14 protein-coding genes are annotated in these 15,152 nt (G+C 53.5%); 9 read left to right on the forward strand and 5 right to left on the reverse strand.

Annotated features, from left to right (window positions below; genetic code table 11):
- Nucleotides 1-12: 12 nt before the first annotated feature.
- The 5 genes from mnmE to rpmH all read right to left on the reverse strand — a co-directional run bounded on the left by mnmE (nt 13) and on the right by rpmH (nt 4,630).
- The gene (gene mnmE, locus ACQ4N8_RS19440) at nt 13-1,392 is read right to left on the reverse strand and encodes a tRNA uridine-5-carboxymethylaminomethyl(34) synthesis GTPase MnmE (RefSeq protein WP_430706006.1); all 1,380 of its coding nucleotides are present in this window, start codon (nt 1,390-1,392) and stop codon (nt 13-15) included.
- Between the two features lie 974 nt (nt 1,393-2,366).
- The gene (gene jag, locus ACQ4N8_RS19445) at nt 2,367-3,083 is read right to left on the reverse strand and encodes an RNA-binding cell elongation regulator Jag/EloR (RefSeq protein ID WP_430706007.1); all 717 of its coding nucleotides are present in this window, start codon (nt 3,081-3,083) and stop codon (nt 2,367-2,369) included.
- Nucleotides 3,080-3,964 (reverse strand): YidC/Oxa1 family membrane protein insertase, encoded by an 885-nt coding sequence (locus tag ACQ4N8_RS19450; RefSeq protein ID WP_430706008.1) that lies wholly within the window; start codon nt 3,962-3,964, stop codon nt 3,080-3,082. The genes jag and ACQ4N8_RS19450 overlap by 4 nt, the downstream gene beginning before the upstream one ends.
- Nucleotides 3,965-4,039: 75 nt before the next feature.
- The gene (gene rnpA / locus ACQ4N8_RS19455) at nt 4,040-4,390 is read right to left on the reverse strand and encodes a ribonuclease P protein component (protein ID WP_430706009.1); all 351 of its coding nucleotides are present in this window, start codon (nt 4,388-4,390) and stop codon (nt 4,040-4,042) included.
- 105 nt (nt 4,391-4,495) lie between these two features.
- Entirely contained in the window at nt 4,496-4,630 is a 135-nt protein-coding gene (gene rpmH / locus ACQ4N8_RS19460; RefSeq protein ID WP_009223341.1) for a 50S ribosomal protein L34, read from the reverse strand.
- Between the two features lie 365 nt (nt 4,631-4,995).
- Between rpmH and gnd the strand changes: the two genes are divergently transcribed.
- From gnd to remB, 9 genes are all read left to right on the forward strand, one after another.
- Nucleotides 4,996-5,895 carry a phosphogluconate dehydrogenase (NAD(+)-dependent, decarboxylating) gene (gnd, locus tag ACQ4N8_RS19465; protein ID WP_430706010.1) on the forward strand — a complete coding sequence of 300 codons (900 nt, stop codon included), beginning with the start codon at nt 4,996-4,998 and terminating at the stop codon, nt 5,893-5,895.
- A gap of 126 nt (nt 5,896-6,021) precedes the next feature.
- A complete protein-coding gene (locus ACQ4N8_RS19470) occupies nt 6,022-6,696 on the forward strand; it encodes a GntR family transcriptional regulator (RefSeq protein ID WP_430706011.1) in 675 nt (224 codons plus the stop codon).
- A gap of 207 nt (nt 6,697-6,903) precedes the next feature.
- Nucleotides 6,904-8,265, forward strand: coding sequence for a GntP family permease (locus tag ACQ4N8_RS19475; protein ID WP_430706012.1), 1,362 nt, complete (start codon nt 6,904-6,906; stop codon nt 8,263-8,265).
- Nucleotides 8,266-8,321: 56 nt separating this feature from the next.
- Nucleotides 8,322-9,869, forward strand: coding sequence for a gluconokinase (gntK, locus tag ACQ4N8_RS19480; protein ID WP_430706013.1), 1,548 nt, complete (start codon nt 8,322-8,324; stop codon nt 9,867-9,869).
- Nucleotides 9,870-10,627: 758 nt separating this feature from the next.
- A complete protein-coding gene (gene dnaA / locus ACQ4N8_RS19485) occupies nt 10,628-11,974 on the forward strand; it encodes a chromosomal replication initiator protein DnaA (RefSeq protein ID WP_430706014.1) in 1,347 nt (448 codons plus the stop codon).
- A gap of 302 nt (nt 11,975-12,276) precedes the next feature.
- Nucleotides 12,277-13,419, forward strand: coding sequence for a DNA polymerase III subunit beta (gene dnaN / locus ACQ4N8_RS19490; protein WP_430706015.1), 1,143 nt, complete (start codon nt 12,277-12,279; stop codon nt 13,417-13,419).
- Between the two features lie 28 nt (nt 13,420-13,447).
- The gene (gene yaaA / locus ACQ4N8_RS19495; protein WP_248553972.1) at nt 13,448-13,672 is read left to right on the forward strand and encodes a S4 domain-containing protein YaaA; all 225 of its coding nucleotides are present in this window, start codon (nt 13,448-13,450) and stop codon (nt 13,670-13,672) included.
- Between the two features lie 60 nt (nt 13,673-13,732).
- Complete coding sequence (recF, locus tag ACQ4N8_RS19500; RefSeq protein ID WP_430706016.1) at nt 13,733-14,845, forward strand: DNA replication/repair protein RecF; 1,113 nt, start codon at nt 13,733-13,735, stop codon at nt 14,843-14,845.
- A gap of 14 nt (nt 14,846-14,859) precedes the next feature.
- Nucleotides 14,860-15,108 carry an extracellular matrix regulator RemB gene (gene remB, locus ACQ4N8_RS19505; RefSeq protein WP_430706017.1) on the forward strand — a complete coding sequence of 83 codons (249 nt, stop codon included), beginning with the start codon at nt 14,860-14,862 and terminating at the stop codon, nt 15,106-15,108.
- Nucleotides 15,109-15,152: the final 44 nt, after the last annotated feature.

Raw genomic sequence — 15,152 nt, forward strand, 5'->3', positions numbered from 1 at the left:
TACGTTAACCGCTTATTTGCCAAGGCAAAATTGCGAAAAAATCTGATCGATCAGCGCATCCGGCGCCGAATCCCCGATCACTTCGCCGAGCTGCTCCCAGGCGAGCCGGACGTCGATCTGCAAAATATCGATCGGTATGCCGCTATCCGCCGCCTCATAAGCATCCGCCAGCGATTGCTTCGCCTTCTTTAGCAGGGAAATATGCCGCACATTGCTCACGTAAGTCAAATCATTCGACTCCAGCTGCCCTCCAAAGAACAAGCGGGCGATGGCTTCCTCCAAATGATCCAGGCCTTCCTCCGTCCGTACCGACAGTTCCACCACCGATTCTTCGGAAAAATAACGCCGGACCACCTCCCGATCCAATTGCTGCGGCAAGTCCATCTTGTTGAGCAATACGATCGTGGATCGGCCTTGGAGCTGATCCATCAAAGCGATCTCGTCCTCGTGCAGCGCTTCGGCGCTGTTGAGCACGAGCAAGATCAAATCGGCTTCGTTCACCGCCGCTTTGGAGCGCTCTACGCCGATCTGCTCGACGACGTCCATCGTCTCGCGGATGCCCGCCGTATCGAGCAGCTTGAGCGGAATATTGTTAATCGTCACATATTCTTCGATCACGTCCCGCGTCGTGCCGGGAATGTCGGTGACGATCGCTTTATTTTCGCGCGCGAGGGCATTCATCAGCGAGGATTTGCCTACGTTCGGCCGTCCAACGATCGCCGTCGTGATGCCCTCCCGCAAAATTTTGCCCTGGCTCGCCGTTTTGAGCAGCGCATCGATGCCTTCCGACACTTCCGCGCACTTCTGCTTGATGAAAGTCATGGTCATCGATTCCACATCGTGCTCCGGATAATCGATGTTCACCTCGATGTGCGCCAGCGTCTCGACCAGCGTATGCCGCAGCGCGTTAATTTTGCGCGACAGGTCGCCTTCGACCTGCTTGAGCGCGACGGAGAAAGCCCGATCCGACTTGGAGCGGATCAGATCAATCACCGCCTCCGCCTGCGACAGGTCGATCCGCCCGTTCAGGAACGCGCGTTTCGTGAACTCGCCCGGCTCGGCGAGGCGAATGTCGCGCTGCTGGAGCAGCAGATCCATCACGCGTTTGACGGAGATGATGCCGCCGTGCGTGCTAATTTCCACCACGTCTTCCGTGGTGAAGGAGCGCGGCGCGCGGAAGACGGTGACGAGCACCTCTTCGAGCTTCTCGTCCGTCTCGGGGTCCACGATGAAGCCATAGTGTACCGTATGGCTGTCCGCCTCCGGCAGCGCCGTCTTGGCGCGGAACAACCGCCCCACTTCGGCGATGGCCTCCGGCCCGCTGACGCGGATGACGGCGATGCCGCTTTCGCCGACGGCCGTCGATATTGCTGCGATCGTATCGGTTAGCATTGTTTCACCTCGCTAGTTGTTTGTTGTATTTCAATGAAGAGTTCGTGCGGATCCGTGGTGAAATTAGACGCAGCGCTGGTCGTATGACCTGCGATCGCTGTAGCCATTGGATTGTCTTCATTTGATAACACCCGACAGGGTTACAATCCAATGGCAAAGGCGACCACAGCGTATGCTTCCGAAGCAGCTTTCTTACAGAAAGCTTTTATTTCTTCGGATGCATACGCCCCGCTCCGCTACCCCAATTCACTCACCCGGCACAGAAGCTAGCACCCTCGTCTGGATCACCCAACCGCTCACCAGTTTTTTCAAATTTCGTCTCGCAAAACTTTCGCTCGACCTACGGCACACGATCCCTTCGAAGCAATCTCCCATACGTCCTTGCTCCACCGTCAGCGCATCCCGTAGGGACAGCGGCCTCCTTGCACGGAGTCACACCTAACCTCTCACCGGACCTCCACAGTCCCCTTCGGAGAATAAGCCCCCACGCCTTGCTCCACCGTCAGCGTATCCCGAAGGGACAGCGGCCTCCTTGCACGTAGACCTATCCAATCTGCCCGCAGTACCTCCACGCTCCCACAAGCAGGAGCGCAAAAGTAGAGGCGGGCCCCGAAGGGGCGAGAAGCGACTCCCACCGCAAAGGTTCTCGGGAGCACCGAAAGCAGCAGTTGTGAGCAATCCGGTTTACCAGGTAACCCGGGTGCTCCCAAAGTAAGACGTCCCCGAAGGGGGAAAAGCGTTCCTCGCACCCAAGTCCAGCGCATCCCCGAAGGGGACAGCGGGCAGGAGCACCTCTCTTCCTCCCACGTTACTCCCCTTTGCGGGATCCCCAAGGGCTGCAAGTCCTTGGGAGCCCTCCCTTACGGTAAGGGAGGGTTTGGGTGGGTTGAGATCCTGGTTTGGGTGGGATGAGAAAAAATAAACGCAACAACGTCCACCAGGCTTCACGCCGAGCAAACGTCATTGCGTCCCATTCATTTACTGTGCTTCAGTGAAATCACGACCCGCCGGTTCGGCTCCTCGCCTTTACTGTAAGTTTTGACCTCCGGGTGATCCTGAAGTTTGGAATGAATCACTTTGCGCTCCTGCGGCGACATCGGTTCGAGCGTAACCTCTTTACGCGTACGAACGACCCGTCCGGCCAATCTGACGGCAAGCTCCTCCAGCGTTTTTCTCCGCCGTTCGCGGAAATTCTCGGCATCGAGGACGATGCGGACAAAGCTGTCGGAATAACGATTAGCGATGATATTCGCCAAATATTGCAGAGCATCGAGAGTTTGCCCCCTCCGCCCGATCAATAAGCCCAAATCATGGCCCGAAATGTTCAGCACGGTACTGTCTTTCCCATGAACAACCTCCACTTTCACGTCGAGGCCCATGTTCTCGCCGACGTCCCGTACAAATGACGCCGCCTCCTCATAGGGATCCTGATTGCCATACGATTCCTTCTCTTCAATAGAGAAAGAAGTACGCGATTCCGCTGCGATCCCTTTCGGTGATGGTACTGATGCGGGTCGTTCCAGCAAGGTTAGTTCTACCTTGGCCTCCCTGACCCCAATCAGTCCCAGGAATCCTTTTGACGGCTGCTCCAACACATTCACGGCGACTTGATCCTCGGTGGTGCCGAGCTTGGCCAATCCTTGTCTTACAGCATCTTCAATGGTTTTTCCCGACGTCACGATTTTATTCATTTCGATTTTTTGGCCTCCTTGGCGCCTTTGCCGGGATGACCGGCTTTGAGATTGGAGCCACCCCGCTTCTTACTGGAAGAAGAACCCGCCGGTACGCCTGCGGTTGCCATGGCAACGGCCGGTTCTTTCTTGCGGTAAATGAAGAAGTTCTGCGCAATCGTGTACAGGTTACTGAAAATCCAGTACAACGGAAGCGCCGCGGCAAAATTGTATGCCATCACAAAAATCAAAATCGGATACACCCACATCATAAACGCCATAGGCCCTTGCATGCCCGACGGGTTCATGCTCGACATCATCTTCGTTTGGATAAACGTCGTAATCGCTGCGATCGCAGGCAAAATGAAGAACTTGTCCGGCTCGCCCAGCTGCAGCCAAAGGAAGGAGTGCTCGCGAATCGCCGAATTGTAGTAAATCGAGTTATATAACGCGATGAACACCGGCATTTGGATAATTAAAGGAAAACAACCGGCCATCGGATTGACTTTGTTCTCCTGGAACAGCTTCATCGTTTCCTGCTGCTGTTTCTCGGGATTATCCTTATATTGTTCCTTGATTTTTTGCAATTCCGGTTGAATCGCCTGCATCGCCTTGGAACTCTTCACTTGTTTGAGCGTCAGCGGCAGGATCAGCGTCCGTACGATCAACACCATAATCAAAATGGCAAGCCCGTATTCGCCGTTAAACCATTTTGCAAACGTATCCAGCGCCAGCGAGAAATAGTAAACCACGTTCGCGGTCCACCATCCCTGTTCCCTCATGTTCTCCGTCGTGGTTGCCAAATGTGCATTCTGCGGAGCGCAACCGGCGAGAACCGCCACCAGCCCGACCGCAAGAAGGAGAAGAAGCCATCTTCTTCTGTTAGTCATCAATCGCGACACTTCAAAACCCCTCTCTTAACCTATCCATTCATCGTAAATCATAACATATTTAAAAGGACAAAGAAACAAGCCTGCTTAACGTCCGGGAGGCCCCACCAGAGAGGCTTTCCGAAGCACATGGAGCACGCTTTTTTCGAGGTCCTTATAGTCCATTCCGACGGCACCGTTCCGCACGATCAGAATCAAATCCACATGGTCGCGAATCTCTGCCTCATGCAGCCGGACGATTTCCTTCAGCATCCGCCGCATTCGGTTCCGGACCACCGCGTTCCCGATCTTTTTGCTGGCCGAGACCCCCAAGCGAAAACGCTCGATATCCGGTTTGTTGGACCAGTAGACGACCAGTTGCCGATTGGCGAAAGACTTGCCGAACCGGTAGATGCGGTTGAAATCGGCCCGGTTTCTTAAACGAAGTTGTTTATGCACGAGTTATCTCCTTGATTCGTAACTTCTAAGTATTATAGACAAATGCCTGCCGTAACTATCGCTCCATACAAAAAAAAGACCACCGCGGTGGTCTTTACGCACGCTTTACGCACTCAGTACTTTTCTGCCTTTGAGACGACGAGCAGCGAGAACCTTGCGGCCGTTTTTCGTGCTCATTCTTTTACGGAAACCGTGAACCTTTTTACGTTTGCTCACATTCGGTTTGAAAGTCGGTTTCATCTATTGCACCCCCTTACAGGAATCATCATCGTTTATATTCACCATTTTCATATCCACAGAAAATGCCTTTTTACATTTAACCATACCGCCTATGAAAAGTCAACCGAACTTCCTGCCGCTCTCCTGCTTTTCGCGCTTCCACTTATACACAATCCACAGCAACGCCAAAAAAATCCGGTTTTCCACAGGAATCTGCGCCAAACCCTTCGTATATAAGTTATGCACATGTGGAAAAGTATTTTTATCCGGATGGAGGATGAGAACAAGCGCTTACAAAAAAGGGTTTACAGCCGTTTCCGATCAGAGTATATTCAAAGTATAAGTTGTATACAAGTATACTTGTATTGAAAAGAGGTGCTTTTTCGATGAAATTGGGCATGATCGGGCTCGGTAAAATGGGCTTTCATCTGGTCAAAAATCTGCTGGAGCACGGGCATGACGTGGTCGCCTACGACATGAATCCGCAATCCGTCGCCGACGCAGCGGACAAAGGGGCCGTTCCCGCCGCCAGCTTGGAGCAACTGGTCGCTTCCCTGGAAACGCCCCGTATCGTTTGGGTGATGGTTCCGGCCGGCGCGCCTTTGCGGTCGGTCGTCGACGCGTTGGCTCCGCTGCTGGCTCCCGGCGATAGGGTCATTGACGGCGGCAACTCGCATTACAAAAATTCGCTGGAGCTCAACGATCGGCTGTCGGCGCTAGGCATCCATTTCTTCGACGTCGGGACTTCCGGCGGCGTTGAAGGCGCGGAACAAGGCGGCTGCTTCATGATCGGCGGCGACGAAGCGGCGTTCCGGCACATCGAACCGATTTTTCGCGATATTGCCGTTGACCAAGGTTATTTATACGCCGGCCAGCCCGGCAGCGGGCATTTTCTCAAAATGGTTCATAACGGGATCGAATACGGCATGATGCAAGCGATTGCCGAAGGCTTCGAACTGCTCGACAAAAGTCCCTACGACTACGATTTTGAGCAAGTAGCCCGGGTATGGTCGAACGGTTCGGTCATCCGCAGCTGGTTGATGGAGCTGGCGCAGTCCGCTTTTTCCAAAGATCCGAAGCTGGAAAGCATTCGCGGAGTCATGAACTCGTCCGGCGAAGGCAAATGGACCGTGGAAACCGCGCTCGAATTGCAGGCCAACGCGCCGGTGATCGCGATGTCGCTGTTCATGCGTTACCGTTCCCTGGAGGAGGACACGTTTCACGGCAAAGTGGTCGCCGCCCTGCGCAATGAATTTGGCGGGCATGCCGTAGAATCGGCGAAATAAACCGCAGCTGCCAGAGAAGAACCGGGCGCGTTTGGTTCCCTATCCGGCGGATTTCATGCTATGATCAAAGTATTTAAGACATGACGATCAAGCGGGATGAATCCCCTTGGATAGGAGATATATCGCATGCAATACCCTTCTTCTTGGTTAAAAGGCGGCTCTTTGGGCGAGGCCATCGCCGCCGAGCTGCGGCTGCAAATCATCAATGGGACGATCAAACCGGGCTCCGTATTATCGGAAAACCGCATCGCCGCGGATTTCGGTACCAGCCGTTCCCCGGTTCGCGAGGCACTGAAAACGCTCTCGGGCGAAGGACTGATCGCCTTGCAGCGCATGGGCGCCGTCGTAAGCGGCCTCAGCCTGCATGATGTCGAAGAACTTTACGATGTCCGTTATTTGATCGAAAGCTTTGCCTGGCAGCGCCTGGCGGCGAATCCCGAAGTGCTGATCGCCCCGCTCGCGCAAATCATCGATAAAATGGAGCTCGCCGGCAAACACCGGGACATCGTGGATTTTGCCTATCAGGATTTATGTTTTCATGAAACGATCATTACGAGCGCCAAGCATACGAGAATTTTGCATTTGTGGACTAGCATCCGCCAAATCGTCATGACGGTGATGTTGATTACGACGCGCGAAGTGCTGTCCCAAGGCGAAGACAAAATCAGTTATGTCATCGGCAAGCATCGCAAGCTGCTGCAAGGCCTGGAATCGCGCGACAGCGACATCATCCAGCGAAACGTCGAGGAGTATTTTGCCGACTCCCACCTGACGCTGCATACGAGTATTCCTAATCGTTGAAAGATGTAGGGCCCCCACGCTCGCCCCGTTCAAATTCGTGCCGAGAAGGCTATGAATGGCAAAGGGTGCGATTTTATGCTTAACGTTGTCGACAAGTATACAGTAATGGATCTATTGTGATCGTCCATAATAAGGACGATTCACGTTATCGATGAAATGAAAGCGCTGCATTTGGTTTTGCGAGCGTTTCAATGAGGAGGAACTACCATGGATACCCTGTTTGGAATGAGCCATAATGCTACCTTGCTCTTTTGGACCCTGCTGACGATCGTTTTCCTGGTCGTGCTGATCTCCAAATACAAGTGGAACCCGTTCGTGACGCTGCTGATCTCCGCCCTGCTGCTCGGCCTGCTGGCCGGCATGAAGCCGCTGGACGTCGTCGGCTCCATTACGGGCGGACTGGGCGGAACGCTGGGCACGATCGCGATCGTCATCGGACTAGGCACGATGCTGGGCAAGATGATGGCCGAGTCCGGCGGAGCCGAACGCATCGCCACGACCCTGGTGGACCGTTTCGGCGAGAAAAGAGTCCATTGGGCGATGATGCTCGTCGGTTTTATCGTGGGGATTCCCGTCTTTTTCGAAGTCGGCGTCATTTTGCTGATTCCGATCGTCTTTACGGTCGCCAAGAAAACGAAAATGTCCCTGCTGCAAATCGGCATTCCGATTCTCGCCGGATTGTCCACCGTACACGGACTCGTCCCGCCGCATCCGGCACCGATGATCGCGATCGATGCTTACGGGGCCGACCTCGGCCGGACGATTTTGTATTCGATCCTGATCGGCCTGCCCGTAGCCATCATTGCCGGTCCGCTGTTCGGAAAATTCATCGGCAAACGGATCGTTTTGGAGCCGCCGGCCGAATTGGCCGAACAATTCGCCGTCAAGGGCGGCCGCAAGCTGCCGGGCTTCGGCATCACGTTGTTTACGATTTTGCTGCCCGTCATCCTGATGCTGATCGGCTCCATCGCCGACATTATCGATCCGGAGGCCACCAGCGCGGTTACTCTGTTCTGCGAATTCATCGGCCATGAAATCATGGCCTTGCTGATCGCCGTCGTATTCTCCTTCTTCTCGCTCGGGTACAGCCGGGGCTTTACTAAACACGAAATATCCAAGTTCACCAGCGAATGCCTGGCGCCGATCGCGACGATCGTCCTGATCATCGGGGCCGGCGGCGCGTTTAAGCAGGTATTGATCAATAGCGGCGTCGGCGGAGCGATCGCCGAAATCGCCACCGGCGCTCATGTGAACATCATCTTTTTCGCCTGGTTCGTGGCGGCGCTTATCCGCGTGGCCACCGGTTCCGCGACCGTCGCCATGACGACGGCGGCCGGCATCGTAGCGCCCGTGCTGGCAATGACGCCGGGGGCCAACGTCGAGCTGGCCGTGCTCGCCACCGGGGCCGGATCGATCGTGCTCTCCCATGTCAATGACGCCGGCTTCTGGATGGTGAAAGAATTTTTCAACATGAGCGTGCCGCAAACCTTGAAATCGTGGACCGTGATGGAAACGCTGCTCTCCGTCGTCGGACTGGCGCTGATCCTCGCGCTCAGCTTTATTTTCTGAGGGAAAACTCATTACAATAGGAGTTATAAAGATTTTACGCAGAGAGAAGGTAAGCTATGGATTCCTTGACGCATATGATTGGCCTGGACATCGGCACGACCAGCACCAAAGCGGTCCTGTTCGAGCGGGACGGCAACGTGGTCGCCACCGCAAACGAAGAATATCCCCTATACACGCCTTCCGCCTCCATCGCCGAGCAGGACCCCGATGAAATCTTCGCCGCGGTGATTGCGGCAATCGGAGGCGTGATGAAAGAGAGCGGAATCGCCCCGGCGCAGATCGGCTTCGTCTCGTTCAGCTCGGCCATGCACAGCGTGATTCCGGTGGACGGGCAAGGCATACCGCTAATGCGCTGTCTCACCTGGGCGGACAACCGGAGCGCGGAATGGTCAGAGAAGCTGAAGAACGAGCTTGGCGGCCACGATATCTATATGCGCACCGGGACGCCGATTCATCCGATGTCCCCGCTAACCAAGCTGTTATGGCTGCGCCATGAGCGGGCGGAACTTTTTCAAAATGCCAGCAAATTCATTTCGATCAAAGAATACGTCTTTCATAAGCTGTTCGGGGAATACGTGGTCGATTATTCCATCGCGTCGGCCACCGGATTGATGAATCTGGAGCGTCTCGACTGGGACGAGGAAGCGCTGCAAGCAGCCGGCATTACGCCGGAGCGCCTGTCGAAGCTTGTACCGACGACCCACGTCATGCAGGGCCTGGCGCAACAATACGCGGACGACATGGGGCTCGCCCCCTCCACCCCATTCGTCATAGGCGCAAGCGACGGCGTATTGTCCAATCTCGGGGTCGATGCCATCGATCCCGGCGTCGTCGCCGTCACGATCGGCACCAGCGGCGCGATCCGCACCGTGGTCGACCGGCCGCGAACCGATCCCAAGGGCCGCATCTTCTGCTACGCGCTGACGGATAAGCATTGGGTGATCGGGGGGCCGGTCAACAACGGCGGCGTCATTTTCCGCTGGGTGCGCGACGAGTTTGCCGCTTCCGAGGTGGAAACGGCGAAACGGCTCGGGATCAGCCCGTACGACGTGCTGACCAAAATCGGCGAGCGCGTCCGTCCGGGCGCGGACGGACTGCTGTTCCACCCGTATCTGGCCGGCGAACGGGCCCCCTTGTGGAATCCGGACGCGCGCGGCTCATTCTTCGGGCTGACGCTGCACCATAAGAAGGAGCACATGATCCGCGCGGTGCTCGAGGGGGTCATTTACAATCTGTACACAGTGCTGCTGGCAATGGAGGAACAAATCGGGCGTCCCCGCAAAATCCAGGCCACCGGCGGCTTTGCCCGTTCCCCGCTGTGGCGGCAGATGATGGCCGATATTTTCGACCAGCAGGTGATCATTCCGGAGAGCTTCGAAAGCTCCTGCCTCGGAGCCGTGGTGCTTGGCTTGTACGCCCTGGGCGAAATCGATTCCTTCGACATCGTCAAGGAAATGGTCGGCGGCACTTACCAGCACGCGCCGATTCCGGAGCATGCGGCGATTTACAAACAGCTTCTGCCGATCTATATTCGAATTTCCCGCAAATTGGAAGAGGACTATGAAGCCATCGCCAAATTCCAACGTCAACTGACGGAAGACTGATTGTGCCGCTCTCCGGACGGGAGATACCCCGTTACCATAAAAACGAGCCTGTTATCCCCAGGGATAACAGGCTCGTTTTTAGTTGCTGTCACAAGTTTTCTCCGGCAAGAAATTGGTCTCAAGACCCTACCACCCAGATGACGCCATGCCAACGGACTCCAGAGACGTTAAGTGCTCAAAAATAGGCGCTCCAACATTTTAACGGACCGAAGAGACGCTATTCCCTGTAAATCTGCAAAAATGACCTCGTTTGGAGCTAATTAACGGCTTTGGAATCCGTTTAACCAGAAAATAACCGGGAAATGAGCAAATAACGTCCTTCCAGTCCGTTACAGTGCGTGGGCCTACCGGAGCGACACAATAAAACGCTTATCGAGCTAGCGTGTAACAACCTGTGCATAATTTTTCCGGGATTTTCGAGTTCACTGTCGAATTTTAAACAAATTATAAACAATATGTAGTGGTGTGAATGAATTTTATGCACAAGTTATTGAATTTGTGGATAAAAGCAGAGAGCTCATTGAAATATAGGCCTTCTTTTGCTATGATTATATTGTTTTCGTTGTGAATATCTAAGTTTAACCGCTTATTTATCAACAACCTGTGGATAACATTGTGAACAATTCGATTCCTTACCTGTTTATAATGATTATACTTTACTTGACAATGGGGATAAAACTCCCCTTTCTTTATGTTTTTTCGACTTCTTTCTGCATGGCTTAAGCCACAATTGGAAGATTTAAAAGGAGTGACAGTCTGTGGACAGCCATACTTCGGAAATATGGCAACATATTTTATCTATCATCAATACGAAACTCAGCAAACCGAGCTTTGACACGTGGTTTAAAGCGACCAAGGTCGTATCTCTGACCGATCAGGCGATCGTGATCTCCGCTCCGACCACCTTTGCCGTCGAATGGCTGGAGAGCCGCTACACCAAGCTGGTCGCCACGACCGTATTCGAATACATCGGGAAGCAGGTCGACGTCTCCTTCGTCATCGAAGAGTCGGCTCCGCCCGAGCAAGCTCAGGTTTACAAGGAACCTCCCGCTCCCGTCCCAAGCGAGGAAAGCGTTTCCCATATGCTTAATCCGAAGTATACGTTCGACACGTTTGTCATCGGATCCGGCAACCGCTTTGCGCATGCCGCTTCCCTGGCGGTCGCCGAGGCGCCGGCAAGAGCCTATAATCCGCTATTCCTGTACGGCGGCGTGGGACTCGGCAAGACGCATCTGATGCATGCGATCGGCCACTACATCCTGGAACATAGCCCCAGCAGCAAAGTCGTATACATTTCCTCCGAGAAATTTACGAACGAATTCATCAATTCCATCCGGGACAACCGCGCGGAAAGCTTCCGCAACAAATACCGCAACATCGATATTTTGCTGATCGACGATATTCAGTTCCTGGCGGGCAAGGAGTCGACCCAGGAGGAATTTTTCCACACGTTTAACGCGCTCCACGAAGAGCGCAAGCAAATCATCATCTCCAGCGACCGGCCGCCGAAGGAAATTCCAACGCTGGAAGAACGCCTGCGATCAAGGTTCGAATGGGGCCTGATCACCGATATCCAGCCGCCGGATCTAGAGACCCGGATCGCGATTTTGCGCAAGAAAGCCAAGGCCGAGAACCTCGATATTCCGAACGAAGCGATGATGTATATCGCCAATCAGATCGATACGAACATCCGTGAACTAGAAGGCGCATTGATTCGCGTGGTCGCCTACTCCTCGCTGATCAATCAGGATATCACCACCCATCTGGCCGCCGAAGCGCTGAAGGACATAATCCCCTCCAGCCGGCCGAAAATGATCACGATCCAGGACATACAGCAGAGGGTCGGCGATTATTACAATTTGAAGCTGGACGACTTCAAGGCGCGCAAACGGACCAAAGCAATCGCCTTCCCGCGGCAAATCGCCATGTATCTGGCCAGGGAGTTAACCGATTTCTCGCTGCCGAAGATCGGCGATGCGTTTGGGGGGCGCGACCATACGACGGTCATCCATGCGCATGAGAAAATCACCCAGCAGCTCAAGAACGATCAGGAGCTATTCAAAATCGTGAACAATATAACCGAAAAGATAAAGAGTGCGACCTGAATAAGGGATAAGCCTATGCACATGATATGCACATGTGGATAGGCTTCATTTCATATTTATTCTGTTGTTATCCACATATTCAGGGCCCCTACTACTTCTTCTAAATATATTAAGATATATACATCTTCACAATACGGCGGATGAGCAGCCTGTTTTCCGGCCTCGAATCGGCGGCGCTTTTCCTAACCGGGGATTAAGCTCAAGACCTATTTTCCGATACATAAAACAAGCTTATGCTTCAAGGGCAGGTTTTATGACTGGAGTTGCCTTGAAGCTTCATAAAACGTTTAGGAGTTGAATTTATGAAAATTCGTATTTTGAAACATGACCTCAACGAATCGATCCAACACGTATCCAAGGCCATTTCCAGCCGGACGACGATCCCGATTTTGACCGGGATTAAACTGGACGTCAATTTTCAAGGCATGACCTTAACGGCCAGCGACACCGACATCTCCATTCAGGCCTTCATTCCGGCCGAGGATCAGAATAAACAAATCGTGCAAGTGGAACGTCCGGGCAGCGTCGTACTTCCGGCGAAGTTTTTTGTCGAGATCATTAAGAAGCTGCCTTCTTCGGAAATCGAGATGGAGGTGCAGGAAGGATTCCAAACCTTGATCCGTTCCGGCTCGACCGATATTCAAATGGTGGGGCTCGATCCCGAAGAATTCCCGGTGCTGCCCAGCATCGAAGAGAACCAGGTCATTTCGATTCCGGGCGATTTGCTGAAAAACATGATCCGCCAAACGGTATTTTCGATTTCCAGCAACGAAACCTCGCCGATTCTGACCGGGGTCTTGTGGAACCTGACCGATAACCAATTCAAATTCGTCGCAACCGACCGCCATCGCTTGGCCAGCCGCATCGCCGGTTTGGACGACGCCGAGGGCGTTCGCTTCAGCAACATCGTCATTGCCGGGAAAACGCTGAACGAGCTCAGCAAAATCATTCCCGACCAAAATACGCGCGTTGAAATTGTCGTGGCCGACAACCAGGTGTTGTTCAAGATCGACCGCGTTTTGTTCTATACCCGCATTCTCGACGGGACTTATCCGGATACTTCCAAGATTATTCCGACCACCTACAAAACAGAACTCGTCCTGGACACCAAAAAATTAAGCGATTCGATCGACCGCGCTTATTTGCTGTCCCGCGAGGAAAAGACGAATATCGTGCGGCTGCAGACGCTGGAGGACGGCACGATCGAAATCTCTTCCAGCTCCTCCGAGCTCGGCAAGGTGACCGAGCAGCTGGAAGTGGCCCAGTTTACGGGCGACCCGCTGCGCATCTCCTTCAACTCGAAGTACATGCTGGACGTGCTTAAAGTCGTGGAAAGCGAGCAGCTTCACCTCGGATTCACGGGGGCGATGAGCCCGATCATCATCAAGCCGGTGGACGACAGTCAGAGCCTGTATTTGATTTTGCCTTACCGCACTACCAACTAACCTAACCTGAAAGGAAAATCAGGAAACGATGAAGATAATTTCCATTTCAAGCGAATATATTAAACTAGATTCATTTTTGAAGCTGGCGGATTGCGTGTCGACCGGCGGCATGGCCAAGGCCATCCTGCAGGAAGGCGCGGTGAAGGTGAATCGCGAGCCTGAGGAACGCCGGGGACGTAAGCTGTATCCGGGCGATATCGTCGAGGTGGAAGGCTGCGGATCCTTTCAAGTGGCCGGAGAGCAAGCTCCCTGAGGCGCTGCCCGTCCGCTTGAATCCGCGAAGGCCGACGGCAAACGAGGGGGATAACTAATCGTGTTCGTGAATCAATTATCGCTGCAGCACTACCGGAATTATGGCACGCTCTCCCTGGACTCTTTTGGCGCGGTGAACCTGATTATCGGGCGGAATGCCCAAGGAAAAACGAATCTGCTGGAGGCTTTGTTCGTACTGGCGCTGACGAAATCGCACCGGACCGGTAAAGACAAAGAGCTGATTTCGTTCGGCAGCGACCATGCCGTGGCGACGGCGGAGGTGGAGAAGAAGTACGGCAAGGTGCAACTGGAGCTGCGCTTGACGCCGCAAGGCAAGAAGGCGAAGCTGAACGGACTGGAGCAGCGCAAGCTGAGCGATTTCATCGGGGCGTTGAACGTCGTGATGTTCGCTCCGGAGGATTTGGAAATCGTCAAGGGAACTCCCGGGGTACGGCGCCGGTTCCTTGACATGGAGATCGGACAGGTGCAGCCCAGCTATCTCTATCATCTCCAGCAGTATCAGAAGGTGCTGATCCAGCGCAACAATTTGCTGAAGCAGGCTTGGGGCGCAGGTCCCGAGCTTACGACCATGCTGGATATTTGGAATGAACAGCTGGTGGAGCACGGTGTTAAAATAATCAAAAAAAGGAAACAATTCATAAGAAAACTGCAAAAATGGGCGGAGCAGATTCACGAAGGCATCACCGGAGGCGGCGAAAAGCTGAAATTGACCTATCTTCCCTCCTTCGGCAATGCCGATGAGGAAGATGAAGCTGTCTTATTACAGCAATTTATGATAAAGTTATCACAAATGAAAGATCAGGAAATCCGCCGTGGCATGACGCTGAGCGGACCGCATCGCGATGATATGTCTTTTTATATCAACGGGAATGAAGCCCAGGTGTACGGTTCCCAGGGACAGCAGCGGACGACGGCTTTATCGTTAAAATTGGCGGAAATCGAGCTGATCCACGAAGAAATCGGAGAATATCCGATTTTGCTGCTGGACGACGTGTTATCCGAACTGGATCCGTACCGCCAAACCCAATTGATCGAAACGTTTCAGAGCAAAGTGCAGACGTTCATAACGGCTACGGGGATCGAAAGCATCAATGCGAGCCGGCTACAGGACGCCAGCATTTTTCATGTTCAGGAAGGACAAGTCCAAGGATAGGGCGGAGGGATAAGATGTATATTCATTTGGGCGGAGAAAAGGTGATTCTCTCTTCGGAATTGATCGCGATCTTCGATATAACGATCGAGAAATCTTCGAAAATATCCAAGCAGTTCATCAGTCATGCGCTGGAGGAGAAAAACGTGGTTCGGATCGGCGAAGAGGAAGCCAAGTCGATCGTCGTGACCCAAAACGAGATTTATTACTCGCCCATATCCTCCGCGACGTTGAAGAAGAAAGCCAACGTGATTCTGGCGGTGTAGCCATTTCATATAGCGTCATCTTGGATAGTTTGATTCTAAAGAAG

It is taken from the genome of Paenibacillus macerans (assembly GCF_050565405.1).
In the GTDB taxonomy this organism is placed as follows: Bacteria; Bacillota; Bacilli; order Paenibacillales; family Paenibacillaceae; genus Fontibacillus; species Fontibacillus macerans_B.

Coding starts and splice junctions, on each gene's coding strand:
- mnmE (WP_430706006.1), bottom strand. CDS start 1,392: ATGCTAACCGATACGATCGCAGCAATATCGACGGCCGTCGGCGAAAGC.
- jag (WP_430706007.1), bottom strand. CDS start 3,083: ATGAATAAAATCGTGACGTCGGGAAAAACCATTGAAGATGCTGTAAGA.
- rpmH (WP_009223341.1), bottom strand. CDS start 4,630: ATGAAACCGACTTTCAAACCGAATGTGAGCAAACGTAAAAAGGTTCAC.
- gnd (WP_430706010.1), top strand. CDS start 4,996: ATGAAATTGGGCATGATCGGGCTCGGTAAAATGGGCTTTCATCTGGTC.
- ACQ4N8_RS19470 (WP_430706011.1), top strand. CDS start 6,022: ATGCAATACCCTTCTTCTTGGTTAAAAGGCGGCTCTTTGGGCGAGGCC.
- ACQ4N8_RS19475 (WP_430706012.1), top strand. CDS start 6,904: ATGGATACCCTGTTTGGAATGAGCCATAATGCTACCTTGCTCTTTTGG.
- gntK (WP_430706013.1), top strand. CDS start 8,322: ATGGATTCCTTGACGCATATGATTGGCCTGGACATCGGCACGACCAGC.
- dnaN (WP_430706015.1), top strand. CDS start 12,277: ATGAAAATTCGTATTTTGAAACATGACCTCAACGAATCGATCCAACAC.
- yaaA (WP_248553972.1), top strand. CDS start 13,448: ATGAAGATAATTTCCATTTCAAGCGAATATATTAAACTAGATTCATTT.
- remB (WP_430706017.1), top strand. CDS start 14,860: ATGTATATTCATTTGGGCGGAGAAAAGGTGATTCTCTCTTCGGAATTG.